Source organism: Methylobacterium sp. Leaf466, from assembly GCF_001425565.1.
Classification (GTDB): domain Bacteria; phylum Pseudomonadota; class Alphaproteobacteria; order Rhizobiales; family Beijerinckiaceae; genus Methylobacterium.
In genome coordinates, this window is the sequence record NZ_LMRC01000002.1 from 16,837 (window position 1) to 35,497 (window position 18,661).

The 18,661-nt window shown below is 67.8% G+C and carries 25 protein-coding genes and 1 tRNA gene; 15 read left to right on the forward strand and 11 right to left on the reverse strand.

What is annotated here, in order from left to right:
- Positions 1–74: 74 nt before the first annotated feature.
- Together ASG59_RS02115 and lipB are read right to left on the reverse strand one after the other, a co-directional pair.
- A complete protein-coding gene (locus ASG59_RS02115) occupies positions 75–2,060 on the reverse strand; it encodes a calcium-binding protein (protein ID WP_056406753.1) in 1,986 nt (661 codons plus the stop codon).
- 331 nt (positions 2,061–2,391) lie between these two features.
- Positions 2,392–3,093: a lipoyl(octanoyl) transferase LipB gene (lipB, locus tag ASG59_RS02120; protein WP_244475601.1), complete on the reverse strand. Its 702-nt coding sequence runs from the start codon at positions 3,091–3,093 to the stop codon at positions 2,392–2,394.
- Between the two features lie 93 nt (positions 3,094–3,186).
- Between lipB and ASG59_RS02125 the strand changes: the two genes are divergently transcribed.
- Both ASG59_RS02125 and ASG59_RS02130 read left to right on the forward strand, forming a co-directional pair.
- Entirely contained in the window at positions 3,187–3,492 is a 306-nt protein-coding gene (locus tag ASG59_RS02125) for a FliM/FliN family flagellar motor switch protein (RefSeq protein WP_055888628.1), read from the forward strand.
- 231 nt (positions 3,493–3,723) lie between these two features.
- Positions 3,724–3,808, forward strand: a tRNA-Leu gene (locus ASG59_RS02130).
- 88 nt (positions 3,809–3,896) lie between these two features.
- Here ASG59_RS02130 and ASG59_RS02135 read toward each other — a convergent pair.
- Together ASG59_RS02135 and ASG59_RS02145 are read right to left on the reverse strand one after the other, a co-directional pair.
- The gene (locus ASG59_RS02135; protein ID WP_056406755.1) at positions 3,897–4,931 is read right to left on the reverse strand and encodes a tyrosine-type recombinase/integrase; all 1,035 of its coding nucleotides are present in this window, start codon (positions 4,929–4,931) and stop codon (positions 3,897–3,899) included.
- 257 nt (positions 4,932–5,188) lie between these two features.
- Positions 5,189–5,506, reverse strand: a complete 318-nt coding sequence (locus ASG59_RS02145) for a hypothetical protein (protein WP_056406759.1) — start codon at positions 5,504–5,506, stop codon at positions 5,189–5,191.
- A 107-nt stretch (positions 5,507–5,613) separates the two neighbouring features.
- Here ASG59_RS02145 and ASG59_RS19625 point away from each other — a divergent pair, with 107 nt between their 5' ends.
- Entirely contained in the window at positions 5,614–5,826 is a 213-nt protein-coding gene (locus ASG59_RS19625; RefSeq protein ID WP_082528580.1) for a hypothetical protein, read from the forward strand.
- A gap of 287 nt (positions 5,827–6,113) precedes the next feature.
- Here the strand turns inward: ASG59_RS19625 and ASG59_RS02150 are convergent, their stop codons facing one another.
- From ASG59_RS02150 to ASG59_RS02175, 6 genes are all read right to left on the reverse strand, one after another.
- Positions 6,114–6,506: a helix-turn-helix transcriptional regulator gene (locus ASG59_RS02150; RefSeq protein WP_056406761.1), complete on the reverse strand. Its 393-nt coding sequence runs from the start codon at positions 6,504–6,506 to the stop codon at positions 6,114–6,116.
- Between the two features lie 42 nt (positions 6,507–6,548).
- Positions 6,549–7,712: an AAA family ATPase gene (locus ASG59_RS02155; protein ID WP_082528582.1), complete on the reverse strand. Its 1,164-nt coding sequence runs from the start codon at positions 7,710–7,712 to the stop codon at positions 6,549–6,551.
- Positions 7,598–8,572, reverse strand: coding sequence for a PD-(D/E)XK nuclease family protein (locus tag ASG59_RS02160; protein WP_056406916.1), 975 nt, complete (start codon positions 8,570–8,572; stop codon positions 7,598–7,600). The genes ASG59_RS02155 and ASG59_RS02160 overlap by 115 nt, the downstream gene beginning before the upstream one ends.
- 5 nt (positions 8,573–8,577) lie before the next feature.
- Positions 8,578–8,880 carry a hypothetical protein gene (locus tag ASG59_RS02165; protein WP_156399084.1) on the reverse strand — a complete coding sequence of 101 codons (303 nt, stop codon included), beginning with the start codon at positions 8,878–8,880 and terminating at the stop codon, positions 8,578–8,580.
- A complete protein-coding gene (locus tag ASG59_RS21380; protein ID WP_277996089.1) occupies positions 8,877–9,011 on the reverse strand; it encodes a hypothetical protein in 135 nt (44 codons plus the stop codon). Before ASG59_RS21380 ends, ASG59_RS02165 begins: the two co-directional genes overlap by 4 nt.
- Before the next feature lie 277 nt (positions 9,012–9,288).
- Positions 9,289–9,654: a hypothetical protein gene (locus ASG59_RS02175; RefSeq protein WP_056406769.1), complete on the reverse strand. Its 366-nt coding sequence runs from the start codon at positions 9,652–9,654 to the stop codon at positions 9,289–9,291.
- Between the two features lie 220 nt (positions 9,655–9,874).
- Here ASG59_RS02175 and ASG59_RS20775 point away from each other — a divergent pair, with 220 nt between their 5' ends.
- The gene (locus ASG59_RS20775) at positions 9,875–10,102 is read left to right on the forward strand and encodes a hypothetical protein (RefSeq protein ID WP_162245429.1); all 228 of its coding nucleotides are present in this window, start codon (positions 9,875–9,877) and stop codon (positions 10,100–10,102) included.
- Here ASG59_RS20775 and ASG59_RS19635 read toward each other — a convergent pair.
- On the reverse strand, positions 10,097–10,876 hold the full coding sequence (locus ASG59_RS19635) for an XRE family transcriptional regulator (RefSeq protein ID WP_082528583.1): 780 nt from the start codon (positions 10,874–10,876) through the stop codon (positions 10,097–10,099). The two genes, ASG59_RS20775 and ASG59_RS19635, sit on opposite strands and share 6 nt — an antisense overlap.
- A gap of 62 nt (positions 10,877–10,938) precedes the next feature.
- On the opposite strand from ASG59_RS19635, the gene ASG59_RS19640 reads away from it, so the two are divergent.
- From ASG59_RS19640 to ASG59_RS20865, 11 genes are all read left to right on the forward strand, one after another.
- The gene (locus tag ASG59_RS19640) at positions 10,939–11,169 is read left to right on the forward strand and encodes a Cro/CI family transcriptional regulator (protein ID WP_082494625.1); all 231 of its coding nucleotides are present in this window, start codon (positions 10,939–10,941) and stop codon (positions 11,167–11,169) included.
- Positions 11,170–11,486: 317 nt separating this feature from the next.
- Positions 11,487–11,873, forward strand: a complete 387-nt coding sequence (locus tag ASG59_RS02190) for a hypothetical protein (protein WP_056406777.1) — start codon at positions 11,487–11,489, stop codon at positions 11,871–11,873.
- Positions 11,874–11,879: 6 nt separating this feature from the next.
- The gene (locus ASG59_RS02195; RefSeq protein ID WP_082528584.1) at positions 11,880–12,353 is read left to right on the forward strand and encodes a RusA family crossover junction endodeoxyribonuclease; all 474 of its coding nucleotides are present in this window, start codon (positions 11,880–11,882) and stop codon (positions 12,351–12,353) included.
- A complete protein-coding gene (locus ASG59_RS02200) occupies positions 12,350–12,619 on the forward strand; it encodes a hypothetical protein (protein WP_056406779.1) in 270 nt (89 codons plus the stop codon). The genes ASG59_RS02195 and ASG59_RS02200 overlap by 4 nt, the downstream gene beginning before the upstream one ends.
- Positions 12,616–13,470: an MT-A70 family methyltransferase gene (locus tag ASG59_RS02205; RefSeq protein ID WP_244475602.1), complete on the forward strand. Its 855-nt coding sequence runs from the start codon at positions 12,616–12,618 to the stop codon at positions 13,468–13,470. Before ASG59_RS02200 ends, ASG59_RS02205 begins: the two co-directional genes overlap by 4 nt.
- Before the next feature lie 4 nt (positions 13,471–13,474).
- Positions 13,475–13,786 carry a hypothetical protein gene (locus ASG59_RS02210; protein ID WP_056406781.1) on the forward strand — a complete coding sequence of 104 codons (312 nt, stop codon included), beginning with the start codon at positions 13,475–13,477 and terminating at the stop codon, positions 13,784–13,786.
- Positions 13,783–14,880: an AAA family ATPase gene (locus ASG59_RS02215; protein WP_056406783.1), complete on the forward strand. Its 1,098-nt coding sequence runs from the start codon at positions 13,783–13,785 to the stop codon at positions 14,878–14,880. Before ASG59_RS02210 ends, ASG59_RS02215 begins: the two co-directional genes overlap by 4 nt.
- Positions 14,877–15,458 (forward strand): hypothetical protein, encoded by a 582-nt coding sequence (locus tag ASG59_RS02220; RefSeq protein WP_056406785.1) that lies wholly within the window; start codon positions 14,877–14,879, stop codon positions 15,456–15,458. The genes ASG59_RS02215 and ASG59_RS02220 overlap by 4 nt, the downstream gene beginning before the upstream one ends.
- Positions 15,455–17,101: a hypothetical protein gene (locus ASG59_RS02225; RefSeq protein ID WP_056406787.1), complete on the forward strand. Its 1,647-nt coding sequence runs from the start codon at positions 15,455–15,457 to the stop codon at positions 17,099–17,101. The genes ASG59_RS02220 and ASG59_RS02225 overlap by 4 nt, the downstream gene beginning before the upstream one ends.
- 259 nt (positions 17,102–17,360) lie before the next feature.
- Entirely contained in the window at positions 17,361–17,720 is a 360-nt protein-coding gene (locus ASG59_RS02230) for a hypothetical protein (protein ID WP_056406789.1), read from the forward strand.
- Positions 17,721–17,736: 16 nt separating this feature from the next.
- A complete protein-coding gene (locus ASG59_RS20865) occupies positions 17,737–18,423 on the forward strand; it encodes a hypothetical protein (RefSeq protein ID WP_056406791.1) in 687 nt (228 codons plus the stop codon).
- The last annotated feature ends 238 nt before the right edge of the window (positions 18,424–18,661 follow it).

An 18,661-nucleotide genomic window follows, 5' to 3' on the forward strand; every position in this document is an offset into this window, starting at 1 on the left:
CCCGAGATCCGAATCGGCCGGCGGCCGTCCTCGATCCGTCGCGGCGGAGGACGGCCGCCGGCCGGAGGATCGTCTCAGGCGAGCAGGTCGATGGCGGAAAATCCCGTGAGGAGGTTGAGGCCGTCGAGGCGCAGGACACCGGTGGCGCCGTCCGTGGCGATACCGTTGGCATCGAGGATGAGGTAGCCGTCGCTGGCCCCGGCGACGAAGGTGTAGGACGCGCCGCCGGCGGCCGGGTTGTCGTGCGTCGTGTTGGCGTAGACCAGCAGCGCCATCTCGGCGCTGGTGACGCGGACGTCGGCGAACTCGCGGTAGTTCGCATCGTTGCCGGCGCCGTTGCCGGTCAGGATGAAGTCGAACCCGGTCTGGAAATCGGTGATCGCGTCGGCGGTGGCCGTGGTCTTGCCGGTGACGAAGGTGCCCGACAGGTCGCTGCCGAACTTGAAGCCGTCGGCCCCGGCGCCGCCGCTCAGCCGGTCGATGCCCTGGCCGGCCGTGATGTAGTCGACGCCGCCGCCGCCGCGGACGATGTCGTCGCCGGCGCCGCCGTTCAGGTCGTTGAAGCCGCCGCTCGCGCCGTAGTCGATGGTGTCGTCGCCGTCGCCGCCCTTGACGATGTCCGAGCCGGCGCTGCCGGTGATGGTGTCGTTGCCCTCGTCCCCGAAGATCCGGTCGTTGCCGGCGCCACCCTCGATGATGTCGGCGCCGTCGGGGAGAAGCGGGCCGAATGCGGGGGTGGGGGAGGTCGTCCCGACATCGATCTGGGTGGCGCCATAGAGCATCGTCGACCCTCCGTAGATCGTGTCGTTGCCCGCCCCGCCCAGGATCGCGTCCATGCCCGACCCGCCCACCAGGACCTGGGAGAGGGTGGCTTGGTGGTAGTCGAGGCTGTCGCGGCCCTGGCCGCCCAGAACCGTATCGCTGCCGGCGCTGCCGGTGATGGTGTCGTCGCCCCAGTTCCCGTAGATGCGGTCGCTGCCGCCACCGCCGTCGATGACGTCGGCCCCGTCGCCGTCGTCGACGTCCTCGACGATGATGTAGCCCTGCGGCGTCGTGTGGATCGACCCGCCGAAGATGAGGTTGGACCCCGCCCCGCCCAGGATGGCGTCCGCTCCCTGGTCGCCGCTGATGCGGGTTGTTCCCAACGAAGCCGCATAGTCGATCGTGTCGTCCCCGGAACGGCCGTAGACCGACCCGCCGTAGGCGACCGTGCCGCCGGACTTCGCATTGCCGGTGATGGTGTCGTTGCCGTCGCCGCCGTCGACGAGGCTGGCCGAGCCGCTCAGGATGACGTCGTCGCCGGCGTCCCCGTAGAGGTCGGCCCGCACCGTCGTGCTGCCGGTGTAGTCGATCCGGTCGTTGCCGTCGCCGCCATGGACGGTGTCGAGGCCGTTGGCGCCGAGGATGGTGTCGGCGCCCTGGTCGCCGTCGACGGTGTTGTTTCCGGTGCCGCCGGTGATGACATCGCCCTCGCTGCCGCCCTTCAGCACGTCGTTGCCGGCGCCGCCGTCGAGGCGGTCCGCCCCGGCGCCGCCCTCCAGGGTGTCGTTGCCGTCTCGGCCTTCGAGGATGTCGTTGCCGGCCATGCCGTAGAAGGTGTTGGCGGTGGCGTCGCCCTTGATCGTGTCGCCGCCGATGCTGCCGACGATCCGCTCGATCCCGACGAAGCGGTCGCCCGCCGCGAGGCCGGCGTTCTGCTCCTGGCGGACGAGGTCGATGACGGCGCCGGTCTTCACGGCGGCATTGGCGAAGCTGACGGTGTCGACCTCGGGCGCCGGGAACGGGAAGACCGGCGTCCCGCCGGATTTGGGCAGCTGGCCGCCGACGTAGACGTCGGCGCCGTCGGAATGGAGGAAGAGATCGTTGCCGGTGCCGCCCACGAGGCTGTCGTCGCCGGAGCCGCCCTGGAGCGTGTCGTTGCCCGCGCCCCCGTCGATGCTCACCGGGCGCGTGCCGGTGTAGCGCAAGTCGTCGTTGCGGGCGGTGCCCTGGACGACGAGCGGCGCCTTGCCCGTGAGGACGGGAGTCTTGATCGGCGTGATGGCGACTGTGGTCTTCATCGATCCCTCCTGAAGAATAGCACGCGTCGAAGACCCATTCCCACACTTGCGAGGTCGTCGTTTTTCGTGACGATAGGTCTTGATCGAATGTCTTCAGCAGTGATGTCGTCTCGGAATCTGCAAAGATGTGTCTCGACGCACGCGAACCGAGCGTCCGCCATCGAGGGTCAGGTCTGGACGGCGGCGGGACCGATCGAGACCACTGCGGGCGGTGTGGGTGAGCACATCGGTTCGAGATCGTGGGCGGCCGAACCGGCCCTCGTCGGGCACGATCGATGATTCGGGGCTCGACGGGCGGTGGGCGGGAGGGTGCTGCGATCCCCGCCTCCGGTCACCCGTCGTCGACCGTCGGCCCGAACACCGTCTCGAAGGCGGCGCGCAGGGCCATGTCGACCTCCTCCATGCTGACGAGGTGGCCGAGGTCGACGAGGCTGGTGACGCCGTGCCCGGTGATGCCGCAGGGGACGATTCCGGAGAAATGCGAGAGGTCGGGCTCCACGTTGAGGCTGATGCCGTGGAAGCTCACCCAGCGCCGGACCCGGATGCCGATGGCCGCGATCTTGTCCTCGACGCCTGCGCCCTTCTCGGGCCGCCGCACCCAGACGCCGACGCGGTCCTCGCGGACCTCGCCGCGGATGGCGAAGGCGTCGAGGGTGGCCACGATCCAGGCCTCCAGCGCCGCCACATAGGCCCTCAGGTCGGGTCGTCGCCGGTTGAGGTCGAGCATCACGTAGGCCACCCGCTGGCCGGGCCCGTGGTAGGTGTATTGCCCACCCCGCCCGGTCGTGTGGACGGGAAAGCGGCCAGGCGCGACGAGGTCGGCCTCGCGGGCCGAGGTCCCCGCCGTGTAGAGCGGCGGATGCTCGAGAAGCCACACCAGTTCCGGAGCCTCGCCCGCAGCGATGGCCGCGGCCCGGGCTTCCATGCCCGCCACGGCCTCCTCGTAGGGCACCGGCGCGTCGCCGATCCGCCACGCCACCGGGCTACCCGGGCGGGTCGGGGTGAAATCGCCGGCGCGCCGGGCCGATCGCAAGGTTTCGTTTACCAAGGCTTCACCATCGGGCGTGGACAGTCGGCGCGAAGAGCCCGCCGGTGTCCGGCCGCTCGGGCGACGGGAGACGGGCGCGTGTCGGTTCTGGAAGACCTCAAGGTCGATCTGACGGTGGTGCTCGGGCGCAGCCACATGCCGCTGCACATGCTGCTGCGCATGGGCCGGGGCGCGGTGATCGAACTCGAATCCACCGAGAGCGATATGGTCGAGATCCTGGCCAACGACCACCCGATCGCGCGAGGCCAGATCGTGGTGACGGGCAACCGCATCTCCGTCGAGATCACGCAGCTCATCCGCAAGGCCGAAGTGGTGCGGCTGCCCGGCGTCACCATCGGCGAGGGCGCCGTGCCGATCCTGGAGAGCGGCGTCGACTTTCTCTGAGGCCCGTCGCATCGTGCGCGCAGCTATTCTTCGCCGTTCGTCGGTCGGGGGCCAAACGTTTGCGCCGCCAAAGGCTTGAGACCGGGCACGGCCCGATCCGGGCATCGTTTCCGGGCCGGTCGCGAAACGGGGCGCTTGTCGGGGCGGAATCGATCTGTTATCCGCTGCGCCGCTCCACACGGAACCGCCGACGTCCTCCGGGACACAGGGACGGACCTTCGTGGCGACGATGCGGCCATGGCGGAATTGGTAGACGCGCTAGCTTGAGGTGCTAGTCCTGCAAGGGGTGGAGGTTCGAGTCCTCTTGGCCGCACCAACTTGTTTTTGTTGGTGTTTTCCCCTCAATGATCTGAAGTCGGCATGCGTGCCGACCTATGTTTTGCAAAACTTTTTGCGGACGATGTTCACTTAGCGTTTCGCCGGTGGGCATCCAGCTTGACGATGGCGCTCTGCGCCAGGGACCGTGTTCGGGCGAGATAAACCTCCAGGATCTTGGTCACGGACGCGAGGGTGTGACCCGTGATGGTCGCAATTTCCTGCGGCGTGCATCCGGCCTCCGACAGCATCGTGACCGCCGTTCCGCGCAGGTCGTGGAAGTGGAGATCCTCGGCGATCCTGGCCTTCTCGAAGGCGGACTTCCACGCGTTGTGAAAGGCGTTCTTCGTCCAGCTCTTCCCGTCCGCCTTCGTCAGTACCGTCACGGCCCGCCTGGGCGCCGCCTCGAGCGCCGTGCGCAGCGCCACCGTGCACGGGATCCACACCTTGCGCCCCGACTTGCCCTGCCGAAGAGCGATGGCCTCGCCGTCGAACGCCGACCACGGCAGTCGTAGAAGATCGCCCTGGCGCTGGCCGGTGTGGAGCGCCAGGAGCAGCGACAGCCTGAGCTCCGGCGTCGCCACTCCATCGAAGGCTGCGACGTGTTCGGGGAGCCAGATCAGCTCGGCCCGGTTGCTGCCGTAGGCGCGCTCGAACGTCGCAATCGGATTATGGGTGAGGTGGCCGCGGTTGTAGCCCCACGAGAAGACCCGGGCGAGCGCGGCGAGCTTGTTGTCGGCCGCCCGCGGCTGAGTGCGGGCAAGTTCGTCGTGCCAGCGCAGGAAGATCGCTCGGCTCCTCGGGTTCTCGACGTGCTTGAGCGGGGTCGCCCCCCATTTCGCTTCAACGGCATTGAGGTTTAGGCGCCCGATCGCGCGGGTGGAATCGGCGAGCTTCTCCCACTGCCGGGAGCCGCAGTACTGGCGGATCAGCCACATCACCGTGCCGGTGCCGCGCGCCTGGGCGACGGACCGGCCGGCCTCCTCTAACGAGGCGATGAACTCGGCGGTCCCCGGCACGCCGGTGAGGCGCTTTCCGCTGGCGCGGTGGTAGAAGTACTTCGTCGTCGAGCCATCGGCGGCGGTGTGGCTGACGGTGTTGATGCCCTTGAGCTTAACCCGCATGACCCGCCGCCCACTCCTCGAAGGATGCATCGGCACTCTCGAGAAGGCCCGAGCGGCGATCAAGGGCTCTATCGATCGCCTTGCGATCCCACCTGGTCGTCCCGGCCATGGCTCTGGGCACGATGCCCCGGCGGACCCAATCGTCGAAGGCCGCAAGGGATTCGCAGCCGCAATACTCCGCAGCCTGGTCGCGGGTGAGCCCGCGCGGAACGAGGCCGATCGGCAACGTGGTCACCCGTGCCTCCCGTTGGCCAACATCACCCGCACCCCGTCGTAGATCCGCAGGCCTGGCAGGTCAGACAGGTGCCGGCCCTGCGCATCGCGAAGCTGCCGCATGTCCCGCAGGTGTCACGGGTAAAGCCGCGTGATCGTGCGATCTCGTGGGCCGGAGGCGTGCCCGCAGCCGGTGCTTGCACCGCGGGAAACGGCTCTGCCTGCGCGCCCTCGAACAGGTGGGTGCGCAGGATGCGCTCGATCTCCGCAGCGGCAGACCCGAGCGCGGCCGGGTGGATGGTGCGCAGGACGGCGCCGTCGGTCACGACGATGGTCCAGGCGATGGGGGTATCCGTAGTCATGCACGCACCTTGGGCATGCTGTTGAAGGGTCGATTGAAACCGACCGATTTCCGATACCTCCCGGTCATGGTTCTCGTGCTCCTCTCTTTGATGAGGAGATCCAAGCCATGTCGATCACCACCTCGATTACATCCGTGGGGCTGCTGAAAGCGACGGAACTGATCCAAGCGGCACGCACCGATGCAGCGATTGACCGTGAGGCTGGCCCGCGTCTCGTCTCGGTCGATATCGGGCGATCGGTGGATGCCGAAACGCGGGAGCAAGAATCCTCTCGGCCTCTTCCAGCATCGCAGAGCCGAGTGGTCGACATTTTGGTTTGAGACGGTGCCGGTCGCGCGAACAGACCTTCCCGCCAAAGCGTTTCCTGCAAAACAGGAGCGCAGCGCATGTCGAACGAACGGAAGACTGATCCCGGATCCTTGGCGGAATCGAGCTACGATCAGAGCAAGGGCCGGCTGTCCCGTCGCCCAGAGGAAGGCCTCGCTTCCGGTCCGCAGGATTCTGTCAGCGGCGAGGTGCAAGAGACACCGGTCGAGCCGAGCGAGCGAGCCACCGAGGCTGTCGAACGAGCCCAGAAAGGGGAGGGATAGCGGGAACGTCCCTTTCATCATGCGCTGATCGCTTCAGGTCCGTGCCCGAGGCGCGCGGCGGTACGGACGATGGCGAGCACGTTCCGGCGCAGGTCCACATCCTCGATCGCGGCGTAGGCCTTGAGCAGTTCGATAGCGCCTGCTTCGACCTGCAGGCCGGACATCTCGGACGTGCCTTCCTCGCCGCCCTCGTTTAAAAGGGTCGACACCGGCACTTCGAGGTGCTTAGCGATCTCGTGTAGGCGGCCGGCACCGACGCGGTTCAGGCCCTTCTCGTATTTCAGGACCTGCTGGAACGTCACGCCGATGGCGGCGCCCAAGGCCGATCGGCTGACGCCCTTGCCCTTACGCAGCGTCATGATGCGCAAGCCGACGGTGCGATCGTCGTCAGTGGTGGCTCTCGTGGTCATGGGCTCGCTCCTCGTGGGTGAGAATGGCGGCGGTGCACTGTGTCAGGCGGCCTCGCTGCGATCGCCGGGGAAGCTGTCGTTAGCGGCGTCGAAGTCGGATGCCCGACGCGTCAACTCGTCCAGGATCGGGAAGAGTGCCGTATCGGCGCGGGCATCGAGGCCGCGGCGGAAATCGGCGAGGGCCACGGCTCCTCGGTCTGCCGCCTCACGCGCGGCCACGTAGAGGCGCTCGCGTGCCGTCATCGGCGCTGCGCCGCCCTTCGCCCACGTCGCCAGGGCTCGGCCGACGCTCTCATCGATCCGCCTGTCCAAAGGCACGGCCGCCCGATGCTGGTCTTGCAACTTGATCGGGATCGGCACGCCGGGGTTGGTCGGCGCCAGGACGAACGACGTCGTCAGCTCGTAGGGGAATCGCTTCTCAACGATGGGCACCCACCGCTCGGCGAGCGGTAGATCCTTGGCGGCGGTGATGACTGTCTTCTTGAAGTTCTTGCCGTTCCGGCCTTCTTCCTCGACCGTCTCCATGCGCATCTTCTCGTCGGCGCGCATGCAGATCACCAGGTGCGCCCGGCATTGGAGCAGGCGGGACACCAGGCGCTTGTGCCGGGTCTTGGGCTCCTTCCACGCGCCGATCGACGCCTTGTCGCGCGTCACGGCCTCGTCGAACCGCCATCCCTTCTCCTCGGCGGCGGCGCGCGACTTCACCACCGACTCGTCGACGATGACGTCGTGCATCTCCTGCAGTCCGCCGTCGCCGTCCCAGACGTGGGAGAAGCTGTCGACCAGGATCACCTCGAAGCCGGCGGCGTCCGCGGCCGCGATCGTGTCGCGGTAGGCCTCGGGCGTGAACGGTGGGCGCAGGTCGCAGTGCTGGAAGCCGAAGACGGTCTCGGAAGGCTTCTCCCCCGGCGCCGGCGCGTAGTGCTTACCGCGGCCACCCTCGGTGTCGACGAAGGCGATCTTGCTGTCGTCGCCACCGGCGAGCCCGCGCCCGATCTTGAGGGCGGACAGGGTCTTGCCGCTGCCGGTCGGGCCGGCGAGACCGATGAGGAGGCCGACGCGATCACGGACGGCCGGTGCGAATGCGAAGGTCACGCCGCATCTCCAAAGCCATAGGGACGGTAAGGGCTGGTGGCGGGGTCGTAGTTGACGCCGGTGAGCTGCGGGTCGGACACCTCGCGCTCGGTCCAGCGGTTGGCCGCCCACTCCGGGTATTCGACGCGGATGATCTCGGCCGGGTAGCCGGGCCAAACCTTGGCCTCGAGGCAGCGGTTCCAGGTCTGGATCGCGACGTCGACCTTGCGGGCGCCGATGCCCATGCCAATCGCATCGGCCTCGGCCACCGACAGGCCGTGCGGCGCGTCGTTCTCGATGAAGGCCCACCGGAACCGCACGCGGCCGGCCAGGCGCGGAAGCAGGGTCTCCAAGGCCCGCACGTAGAAGGCAGCTTGCACCTCCATGCCCATCTGCTCGACGCGTCGGCCGAGGCCCTGCGGCGCAGCCGAGACGTTGCCGCTCTTCACGTCCCAGATCACCGCGCCGTGGTCGTCGATCTCGACCTTGTCCATCATGATCCGGAGCCACGCGCCGGATCGGTCCCGCACCACCGCGACGACCTCGGCCTGCGCCTGGGCGAAGCCTTCGCAGCCGGGGATGAGCGCCATGCGGGTGACGAAGCGGCCGGCCATGGCCTCGGCCTTGTCGATGTCCGGCTTCAGGATCGGGGCGTTGCCCTCGGCGTAGGCGGCGGCCCGCGCGGCCTTGGCGTCCTTCGTCCGGTAATCGTCGGCGTCGATGATGACGAGGTCGGCGCCCTGGCCGAGGATCAGCTTGTGGACCGCTGAACCGTTCTCCGTGATGCGGCTGGGATCGACCTCGTCGTCGGGGGCCTTGCCGAGGCGCGGATGCTCGGCCCAGGCGTGCTCTGGACTGTGCGTCAGGAACAGCTTGGCGATCGACGACGACAGGCTCGGCTCGGGCGCCGGATCGGCGTGGTAGACCTTGGCCGGCATCCGGTAGAGGCCCGGGCCGGGCACGCGGCCCTCGGTGTGCTCGATGATGTCCATGGTGTTCACTCCGCGGCGTCGGACAGGGGGCCGGGCGAGGCCCGGCGGACGAAGACGCGCGTCGTCTCGTTGACGGCGGCGAGATGGCGAGGATCGAGCGGTGCCTCGATGGGCGGCGCAGGGAAGCCGGCGGCGGCGTTGACGGCGGCGGCCATGAACTCGGCGAGCCACATGCGCACGGCCGGGTCGGCGAAGACGGGAAGCACCATGGCGACGGGGCGGCCCTGAGCGTCGACGATGACGGCCTCGGACGAGGACCGCACCGCGTAGGGGCCGGGGAACCCGGTGGCGGAGAGGAGGGCGCTCACGGCCACACCCTCCACCCGAAGAGCATGGCGGCCGCTGCGAGCACCATGGCGGGGACGAGGGCGACGAGGCGGGCCGTGTGGCCGGCCAGGACGCGGAACGTCTCGACCGGATCGGCCGGTGTGGCCAACATGCGGTTCACGACGTCAACGAAGGCCCAGAGCGCGCCGAAGATGATCGGGACAAGGGAAAGGGCGAGGCAAGAAAGCTGAGGGTCAATCATCAGGGCTAGCCTCCGCCTGGGCGAGCTTGGCGCGGCCGGTGTCGGTCAAGACGGGCTTGGCTCGGGATCCGTGGCCGGATGAACCGGATCAGGGCGGATCGCTGGAGCGCGGCATACTTCCTGGCAGTGGCTCGGCGTCCCTCCGCGATGGTGCGCAACGACGTGATCGTGTCGACATGGCCGATCATCACGCGGCCCTTGATAGTCCGATTTCGAACGCGTCAAGCCGGTGCTCGACGTTGGAGTGGGCGACCGGCGCGTCCGTGGGGTCATACCGCTCGACGCCGTAGGCCTCACAAGCGGCCCAGAGGCAGCCGGGAAGGTCGGCGTTGTAGGCGTCGCGCCACCAGTCGACAGCGGCATGAAGTGCGGCACAGGTGACGTCGGCGATGGTGCCGGACGCGAAGTCGACGCGATGGACTGATGCCAGAGGGAAGGGCGTTCCGTCGGCGACGCTGCGGACCGCCTGCGCGAAGCTCAGGCCAGCGCGGTCCTCCTGGTGGTACAGGCCGTCCGCCGCTTGGCAGGTGATGAGGTGAGAGACGAGAGGCACTGGCGAGACTCCATCACGATCTGCGATGGAAATAAGTAAGCATAACTTAATTTATTTAGCAAGCGCTTTTCGTAAGCCGAGCTTACGTCAGTAGCCAAAAGAGAGAAAAAGGCCGCTGTTGATAACCTGGCCAGGGCTGGACTCGCGATGGGATTGCCGCGATCAGAGGCATACTGAGAACAAAGAGCGAACATGTATGACTGGCGCACGGCTCGACGGTATGGACGACCTCGTGGCTCTAGGCGTCGCCTGCGAGAACTGTGGCCGGAAGCGGAGACTGGCCAAGTCGCACATCGTGCGGATGATCGGCACCGGCATTAACACCGTTGAGCAGCTTGGGCAGAAGCTTAAATGCCGGTCCTGCGCTGAGCGCGGCGTTATGAGCAAGAACATCACGATCACACCTTACTATCGGTGCGACATCGCCGCGAATGTAAAGGCTCTATGAAATTCCTAGCGCCTCTTCCCAAGGCACAACGCGATGGAGTCGCACGGCCGCGCGCTCGAACTCTATGTCCATCGGCGGGTTAAACTGCTCGACAATGACTTTTGTCGGGGTGCGTGACTTAAGACGCTTCAGAAATGCCTTGCCAGGCTCGCCGCTGTCGTCCGGCAGCATCTCAACGACGACATCGTCGCCGATCTGCGGCGCTCGGTTTGGATTGATGTAGAAGGTCGCGTTGGGGCGCCAAGCCGGATACATGCTATCGTTGCTTACCACGAGAGCGAAAAGCCCCTTGACGTTGGCGAGGCCCGGCGGGCGGATCGCGTAGTCGTTTTCCTGACCGTTCATCTGGAAATCGGCATCGTCTCCTCCGACCGCGATTCCGCGTACAGGCACGTCCCTGGCTAGACCTTGAAGGCTAGATATGGGCGGGGCCGACACGGCCTGCCGGACATTCTGCTCAGAAACGTCAAGGCCATAAGCGAAGCGGTTCCGAAGCGTCTGTCCAGCTGCTGCGGCAATCTTCGGACCAGCAGCGCCGGACCTCTCTATCGCTTCCTTAAACGGCGGTTCGTTGAGGACGATGTCAAATACGTGAGCTACTCGAAGGAGATTTTCGGGCGACGGCGTAGTTGTTCCCGATTCCCACTGCGAGATCGCCGAGGGGCTGATGTCCAGCATCCGAGCCACGCCGACCTTCTTCAGGCCTTTGGCCTCTCGCGCCTTGCGGAGTGCATCGCCTAGCTCGTTCGCCATGTGAAACTGAATAAGCGTCACTTACCAACTTTCAAGTTAATTCTCGCTTGTGCGCTATCGTAAGCCGTGCTTATGATGAGAACATGAGTGAAGCAGCCCTTAAAAAAGCTATCGAGTTGGCGGGTGGCCATGCTGCTCTTGCCCGGTCGTTGGGCATCAGCTCCGCGGCAATCAGCCAGTGGCAATCGTGCCCACCTTTAAGGGTGCTGAAGGTCGAAGCTGCGTCTGGCGTTCCCCGCCACGAGCTTCGCCCCGACCTCTACCAGTCGCCCGCGTCGGGAATGGTCGGGCCCTCCGAAGTGAGCGTCGCGTAATGGCTGCTATTGCTGCCGTCACCGGCCTCCTCGCCATTGTCCTCCTCGACGGCATGCATCACGGGCTGAGTATCCGCGCTTCTGGTTGGCCTCGTCGTCATGCTCATCGGCCTCGTTGCGTTCTGCCGCTGGGCGTGGACGCTATGAGCGCCGGGCTCAGCCGGCCGATCGCCGCGACCGTACAACGCCCCCTCGTTTCGACAGGCGGTTGCGGCGTCCAATCCCGAGATCACGCTCGTGGAAGGCGTCAGCCTCCGGTGCGTGAGCGAGCCGGCCGGACCCATCGCAATCTGACCCCGGCCGGCTCGTCCCTTTCCATGCGCCATCGGCTGATGCTCCCCAGCCAGCCCGATCGCGCCCTGTACCTGCGTTCCCTGCTGAACCTCCTGCATCTCCCTGCCCCCGCTGCCGTGCTCACCGTCGGGAACACCACGCGCGTTACCGAGCACGGCGTTGGCTCCGCGATCCTAGTCTTGGCCGAAGCGGGCGAGTTCTTTGGCGAGCGGTGGATCGCACGGCCGCAGCCGGACCAGACCAGCTTGCTCGACGAGCAGAACGACGAAGATGGCGAGGAAGCAGGGTCCGGCGACGGTACGCCCGCGCCGGTGGCGGAGGCTGATCGCGAGTTCGGCGGGGAGGGGCCGGCAGATGAGCCAGCCCCTAAGCGGCAGCGTTGCACTGCCCGCGAAACCGTAGCGGCTTGAACTGTCATGGCCTCGCCCATCATCATCCGCCTTTCAGGCCTACCGGTCGGGAAGGGACGACCTCGCTTCGCCAAGGCGACCGGTCACGCGTTCACCCCCGGCCGGACGCGCTCCTACGAGAGTGCGCTTAGGCTCGCAGGGCAGGATGTGATGGGCGAGGCCGCCCCGATCGACGGGCCTCTTGCCGTGTCGGTGGTCGCTGTCTTTCCCGTGCCGATGAGCTGGCCGAAGAAGCGGCGCGCTGCCGCCCTCTCGGGTGATTTGTGGCCAACGATCATGCCGGACGCCGACAACCTGCTGAAGGTGCTCGATGCCCTGAACGAGGTCGTCTGGCGGGACGACAAGCAGATCGCCAAGGCGGCGATCGAGAAGCGGTACGGCGCCAAGCCTGAGCTGGTGATCCAGATCGAGGAGCTGGCGCCCGTCGTATCGTCGCCCGTCCTCTTCCCTGGCTCTGCCACGGCTGGGATCGCGGCATGATCAGCTACACCCGCCCCTCCGACCTTCCCGAGCCTGCGCAGCGCGTGGTGGCCTGGTGCCTCGCCGGCTGGACGCTGGTGGCCGAGCCGGGCCCGCGCGGGCGCCGATACCGCCTCGATCCGCCTCCGGCCCGCCGACCAGGCCAGGGGCCGGCGCCGCACAAGACGATCACGCCGAGCGCGGCCGAGACCGCGATCGGGAGCCGGTTCCTGGTCGGTCGCGGCGATGGGCTATTCGGTGACGCGCAATCGTGGACCGCCGCATGAAGCCCGGCCCCGTCTTCCGACCCAGCCAGATTCACGCCATGGGCCTCGCCCTCCTCGAGAACGAGCGCGCCGAGGCCCGGGCCCGCATGTCCACCGGCGCTAAGGGCCGGAAAATTTCCGGACCCTCCGACGCTCGCGACCGTATCGCCCGTCACTTCGGGATCTCCGGGCGCCAGCTCGAAAAGATCGGTGACGTCTGCCGCGCCGCCGAGGCCGAGCCCGACCGGTTCGGACCGCTCCTCGCCGAGATGGACCGTACCGGCAAGGTCAACGGCCCGCACACCAAGCTCCTGCGCGCCAGGGACGAGGAGCGCATCCTCGGACTGCAGCCGGTCGCCGGCCGCTTTCGCACCCTCGTCGTCGACCCGCCATGGGGCGAGGACAACATCTCGGATGCGGCCGGGCACGACTATGCCCTGATGTCGCTCGACGAGATCCGGGCCATGCCTGTCGGCGAGTGGGCCGATGACGACTGCCACCTGTACCTTTGGGCGACGAACAACACGCTCCAGGTCGCCTTCGGCCTCCTCGAGCCGTGGGGCTTCGCCCACAAGACGGTCCTGACTTGGACCAAGGCGGACATCGGATTCGGGCGCTACTTCAGGAACAGGACCGAGCACGTCATCTTCGCCGTGCGCGGCACGCTGCGCACCCGGGCGCCGGCGCGCGCCACGCCGACCGATCACGACTGGCCCGTCGGGCAGAACAGCGAGAAGCCCAAAGGCTTCTACGACCTGGTCCGCGCCTGCAGCTTCCCGCCCTACGGCGAGGCCTTCCAGCGGCTTGCCCGGCCCGACTTCGTGAACCTCTACCAGCCGGCGCCTGCGCCGCTGCTCGTGGCGGCGGAGTAGCGCCATGGGTCAAGCTTCCCCCGACTGGATCGCCGACCGCCGCGCGGCCGAGCACGAGTTCCTGGAGCGGTTCGCCGACCTGGAGGCCGTGCTGCTCCGGGTCGACGGCTACATCCGCCGCGCCGACGAGGCCGCGGCCGCGCTGGCGAAACTGCCGAACGCCAACCCGGCCGACCGTCAGCGCGAGGCGGCCGACCTCCGGCGGGTCGCATTGATCGCTGCGCATCATCTCGCCAACCTCGATCGCGTGCATCTCATCGAGGAGCCGTCGCGGATCGTGCGCTCGAACGGCCGGACGGCAGGGGCACGCCGATGACGTGGAGCCCGCAGCAGGAACAGGCACTGAAGGCCGTCGAGGCCTGGCGTACCTCGGACGAGACGACGCCGTTCTACCTCGGGGGCTATGCCGGATCGGGCAAGACGACGCTCGCCAAGCACCTGGCCGCCGGCGTCGACGGCGACGTGCTGTTCGCGGCCTCCATCGGCAAGGCGGCCCTCGTCCTGCAGTCGAAGGGCTGCGCGGACGCCTCGACGATCCACAGCCTGATCTACCGCGTCCGGGGCGGCCGGCGCGGCGGCCCGCCGACGTTCGAGCTGAACCACGACAGCCCGGTGGCGGAAGCCGACCTCGTGGTGATCGACGAGGTGTCGATGGTGGGCCCGGAGCTCGGGGCCGACCTGATGTCGTTCGGCGCCAAGGTGCTGGTGCTCGGCGATCCCGCACAGCTCCCGCCGGTCAATGGGGCCGGGTACTTCACCGGCCGCCAGCCCGATTTCATGCTGACCGAGGTGCATCGGCAGGCCGCGGACAACCCGATCATCCGCCTGTCGATGACGGTGCGCGAGGGCGGCCGGCTGTCGTGCGGCGCCTACGGCGAGAGCCGCGTGATCCGACGCGGCGCGCTCGGCCAGTCGGCCGTGATCAAGGCCGACCAGGTCCTCGTCGGGCGCAACGCGACGCGCCAGTCCGTCAACGAGAAGGTCCGGGCGATCCAGGGGCGTGATCCGGGCGGGCCGGAGAAGGGCGACCGACTCGTCTGCCTCAAGAACAACCGGCAGCTCGGTCTCCTCAACGGCGGCCTCTGGACCGTCCGCGACGTCGTCGACCACGACCGGGACGCGATCCGGCTTACGGTGAAGCCGCAAGATGAGGCCGATGCCGAACCGCTCGGAGTCGCGGTGCGACCGGAGTTCTTCGCCGGCACTGAAGCGAGCCTCGAGGCCGACGATCGCCGCGGCTTCGACGAGTTCACTTATGGCTACGCCCTGACCGTCCACAAGGCGCAGGGATCGCAGTGGGACGACGTCGTGCTGTTCGACGAGGCCGGCGCCTTCCGCGAGCACTCCCGCCGCTGGCTCTACACCGGCCTGACCCGGGCGGCGACGCGCGTCACGGTGGTCCAGTCATGAGCCACCTGCGTCAGGTCGACCTCGACTGGTTCGTCGCGGGTGATGTCTCACCCTTCGCGCTGGCCGGCTATCTCGCCGATCCGCGCGAGACCCGGATCCCGTTCTCCGTGCCGTTCGATGCCCGCTTCACGGTCACCCGCGAGGCCGTGCGGTTCCTGCGCGGCCGTCTCTTTGTCAGGGCCGTGGACTGCCAGGGCGAGCCCGACGACCTCGTTGCCGCCTATCTGATCCCCGCCATCGAGGGCGGATGGCTCATCGACTGGATCGCTTGGCACCCGCGATCGGGCCGCCTCGCCACGCTCGAGGGGTGCGTCGGGTTGCTCGGCGGCGATGCGATCTGGCGCGCCAGCCGCGACGAGCCGCTGGTGCTCGCGGCCGACCCGCGCGCCTGGCTGGCAGGATGGCGGACCGGCGCCTGCATCGTCGACGAGACGATCGCGCGGCAGCAGCTGCTCGAAGTGCCGGCGATCCAGGCGCCGGATGTGGAGGTGGGCCAGAAGCTCAAGGCGATGCTCGAGGAGGTCCGTCTGCCCCGCATCGTGGTTCCCGTCTCGGCGATCGGCACGGTGGCGGCATGACGGACGTCATCCGGTTAGACGACGCCGAACGACAGCAGCGGCAACAGCGGCGCAGGAGCCGGCAGGAGATCGACCGCGCCTCGGACTCGAGCGAGGATCACGGCCTGCCCATCATTAAGGTGGTGGCGAGCGAGCTGCCACGCGTCGTCGACGAGGCGGAGCAGGTGCTCATCAACGCGGCCGAGCCGATCTTCTCGCGGGCGGGCAACCTCGTGCGCCCGATCACCGACGTGGTACCGACCGGCGGCGGCCGCCTGGTTCGCATCGCCCGGCTGCGGCCGCTCGGGGCCGATGCCCTCACCGACGTCCTGGCGCAGACCGCGAAGTTCCAACGGTACGACGAGCGCCGGCGCGCCTGGGGCAACATCGACCCGCCGGCGAAGGTCGCCGCGACGCTCCTGTCCCGCGAAGGCAAGTGGCGCGTGCCGCCGGTGGCCGGCATTATCACCACGCCGACGCTGCGGCCCGACGGCACCCTGCTCGACAAAGCCGGCTACGATCCGGCGACGCGTCTCTACCTGATGCTCGACGAGACGCTCGAGATGCCCGAGATCCTGGAGGCGCCGAGCCGCGAGGACGCCGTCGACGCGCTGACGCTGCTCAAGGAGCCCCTGGCGGGCTTCCCCTTCGTGAAGGCGGTCGATCAGGCCGTGGCGCTGTCGGGCATCCTCACCGCGGTGATCCGGCCCGCTCTGCCCGTAGCACCGCTGCACGGCATCCGGGCGAGCACGGCCGGGACGGGCAAGAGCTTCCTCGTCGACGTCCTGTCGACGATCGCGACCGGCCGGCCCTGCTCGGTCATGGCGGTGGGTAAAACCGAGGAGGAAACCGAGAAGCGCCTCGGGGCCCTGCTCCTCGACGGCGCGCCGGTCATCTCGATCGACAACGTCAACGGCGAGCTCGGCGGCGACATGCTCTGCCAGATGACCGAACGGCCGCTGGTGCGCGTGCGCATCCTTGGCAAAAGCGAGGTGCCGGAGATCGAGTGCCGGGCGACGGTTTTCGCCACCGGCAACAACCTCACCATGGTCGGCGACATGACGCGCCGCGCGGTGATGTGCACCCTCGACCCGCGCGTCGAGCGTCCCGAGCTGCGCCAGTTCGACTTCGATCCCATCGCCAGGATCCTCGACGACCGGGGCGCCTACATCGCGGCGGCGATCACCATCGTGCGCGCCTACCGCGCCGCCGGCTCGCCGCCGATGTGCGGGCCGATCGGCAGCTATGGGGCCTGGTCGGATTCGGTGCGGTCCGCGCTGATCTGGCTCGGCGAGGCCGACCCCGTCGCGAGCATGGACATCATGCGCGACGAGGACCCCGAGCTCGTCGTGATCAGCGAGCTGTTCGAAGCCTGGCGCGCGGCCCTCGTCGTCGGTGCGTCCTACACCTCGATCCAGATCGAGGAGGTGGCGTCCGAGCGCTTCATCGAGGGCGCGTACATGCACCCCGATTTCCGGGACATCCTCATGCGGCAGGCCAACGCCGGCCCCGTGATCTCCACCAAGCGCCTCGGCCGATGGCTCACGCGGATCAAGGGGCGCGTCGTCAACGGCTGGCGCCTGGAGATGCTCGCCGATGCCAAGCGCGGCAATCGCTACGTCCTGGTCCAGGTCGATCGCGACGTCCAGGAGACGATGCTGTGACCCCCAATCGCAGCCGCCTGACCTGGGGTTTGGGGTGTTTCAGGGGTCGTTTCCACGCGCACGCGCGAAACTCGCAACTGCATCTTTTTCCATTCCTACTGAGAACCACCCCAAAAACCATACAAACCCTCACACTAAGAGAGAGGAGGAAAGGTTTAGCCGGATGAGCACACGACAGGGTGGCGCCGATCCTCCCTTGTCTTCTCGGCGATGGACCTGCGCGGATGTCGAGCTGTGGCTGCTGGCGGCCTTCCGGGCCATGCCGACGACGGCGATCTACGCGCCGCGCGGCAACACCCTGATGGCGATCGGTCCCGACGTGCCGAGCGCCACCTTCGACATCGTCTCGTTCTCAGGCACCGTGCTCGGCGACAGATCCAACGAACGCCGGGCAGTGCTGATCTGGGCGCGGTGCAAGGCGACGAAGGGCTTGGTCGGCGGATCGATCGCGCAGTTCTGCATCGAGACGGGATGGCGCCGGTCGACCTTCGAGGACCGCCGCCGCCGCGCCTGCCAGCGGATCGCCGACGCCAAGAACAGCGCGGATGCCGCAATCTCAGCCCGCGACAGCGACTTGACACCCGTAAAGTCGGCATCGGACGCCATGCAGACAGTTTGAGCACAGGGGCACCACCGTGACCGCGTCGGCCAATCCGTCGTCCAGCACCACCCGCACCGCCAAGAAGCGCATCGCCTCGGCCGCACGCCGGCAGGCACGCCTCGTCCTGCCGTTGCTGGCGCGGGACGTCGAGGTCGAGATGGGCGAAGGCCTGTTCCCGGATGCCGAACGGCCCGGCTGCTACCACTCAGCGCCGATCAACCGCCGCACCGACGTCCTGGCGGCCGAGCGCGCCTCGGGCCGCATCACGCAAGCCCAGCTCCTCGTGGGCCGGATGATCCAGGTCGTCTACGAGCGCGGCTCTGGCGCCCGCCTCGGATCGGCCGGCTGGGGGGAGGGTGGTTCGCGCGACCAGACAGTCGCCCACGAGCTCGCGATCATCCTGTCGATCGAGGACGCCCAGAAGGTTCGGAAGTTCACGGCCCGCGTCGAGCTGGCGATCGGCATGGTGGGGGCCCGGTTCCTCCGCCAGATCCTGGCCGAGCGCGTCACCTTCGCGACCTACGCGGCCCAGCGCGGCAAATCCGGCGACAAGGCCGTGGCGCAGGTCGCGGCACACTTCCGGTTCCTGCTCGAAGGCCTGACCGAAGCCCAGTACACGTCGAGAGCGTCGGCGGCGACGCTGATCCGGGACGAGTACGCGGCCCAGGCTGCCGATGTCGGCGATCGCCTGAAAAGGTCGGCAGCAATGGCAGCGGCGTAGGAGGCGGAAGCCATCTAATGGTCGAAATCTAACCCTTGGTACCCACCGCCTAAGGCCCGCTTCCGACCTTTTGCGGACCCTCGGCAAGTCCGATTCGCATCAGCTTGATGGAGGATGACCTACGTCCGGGTATTTGGGAAGCGGACGTTCGGCATTGCGCCTAGACCCACAACCAGAAGCACTCAGAGCTGCGCCTGTGTATCCGTGACGTGCTTGTAAGAACAAACCTCATCAGGCA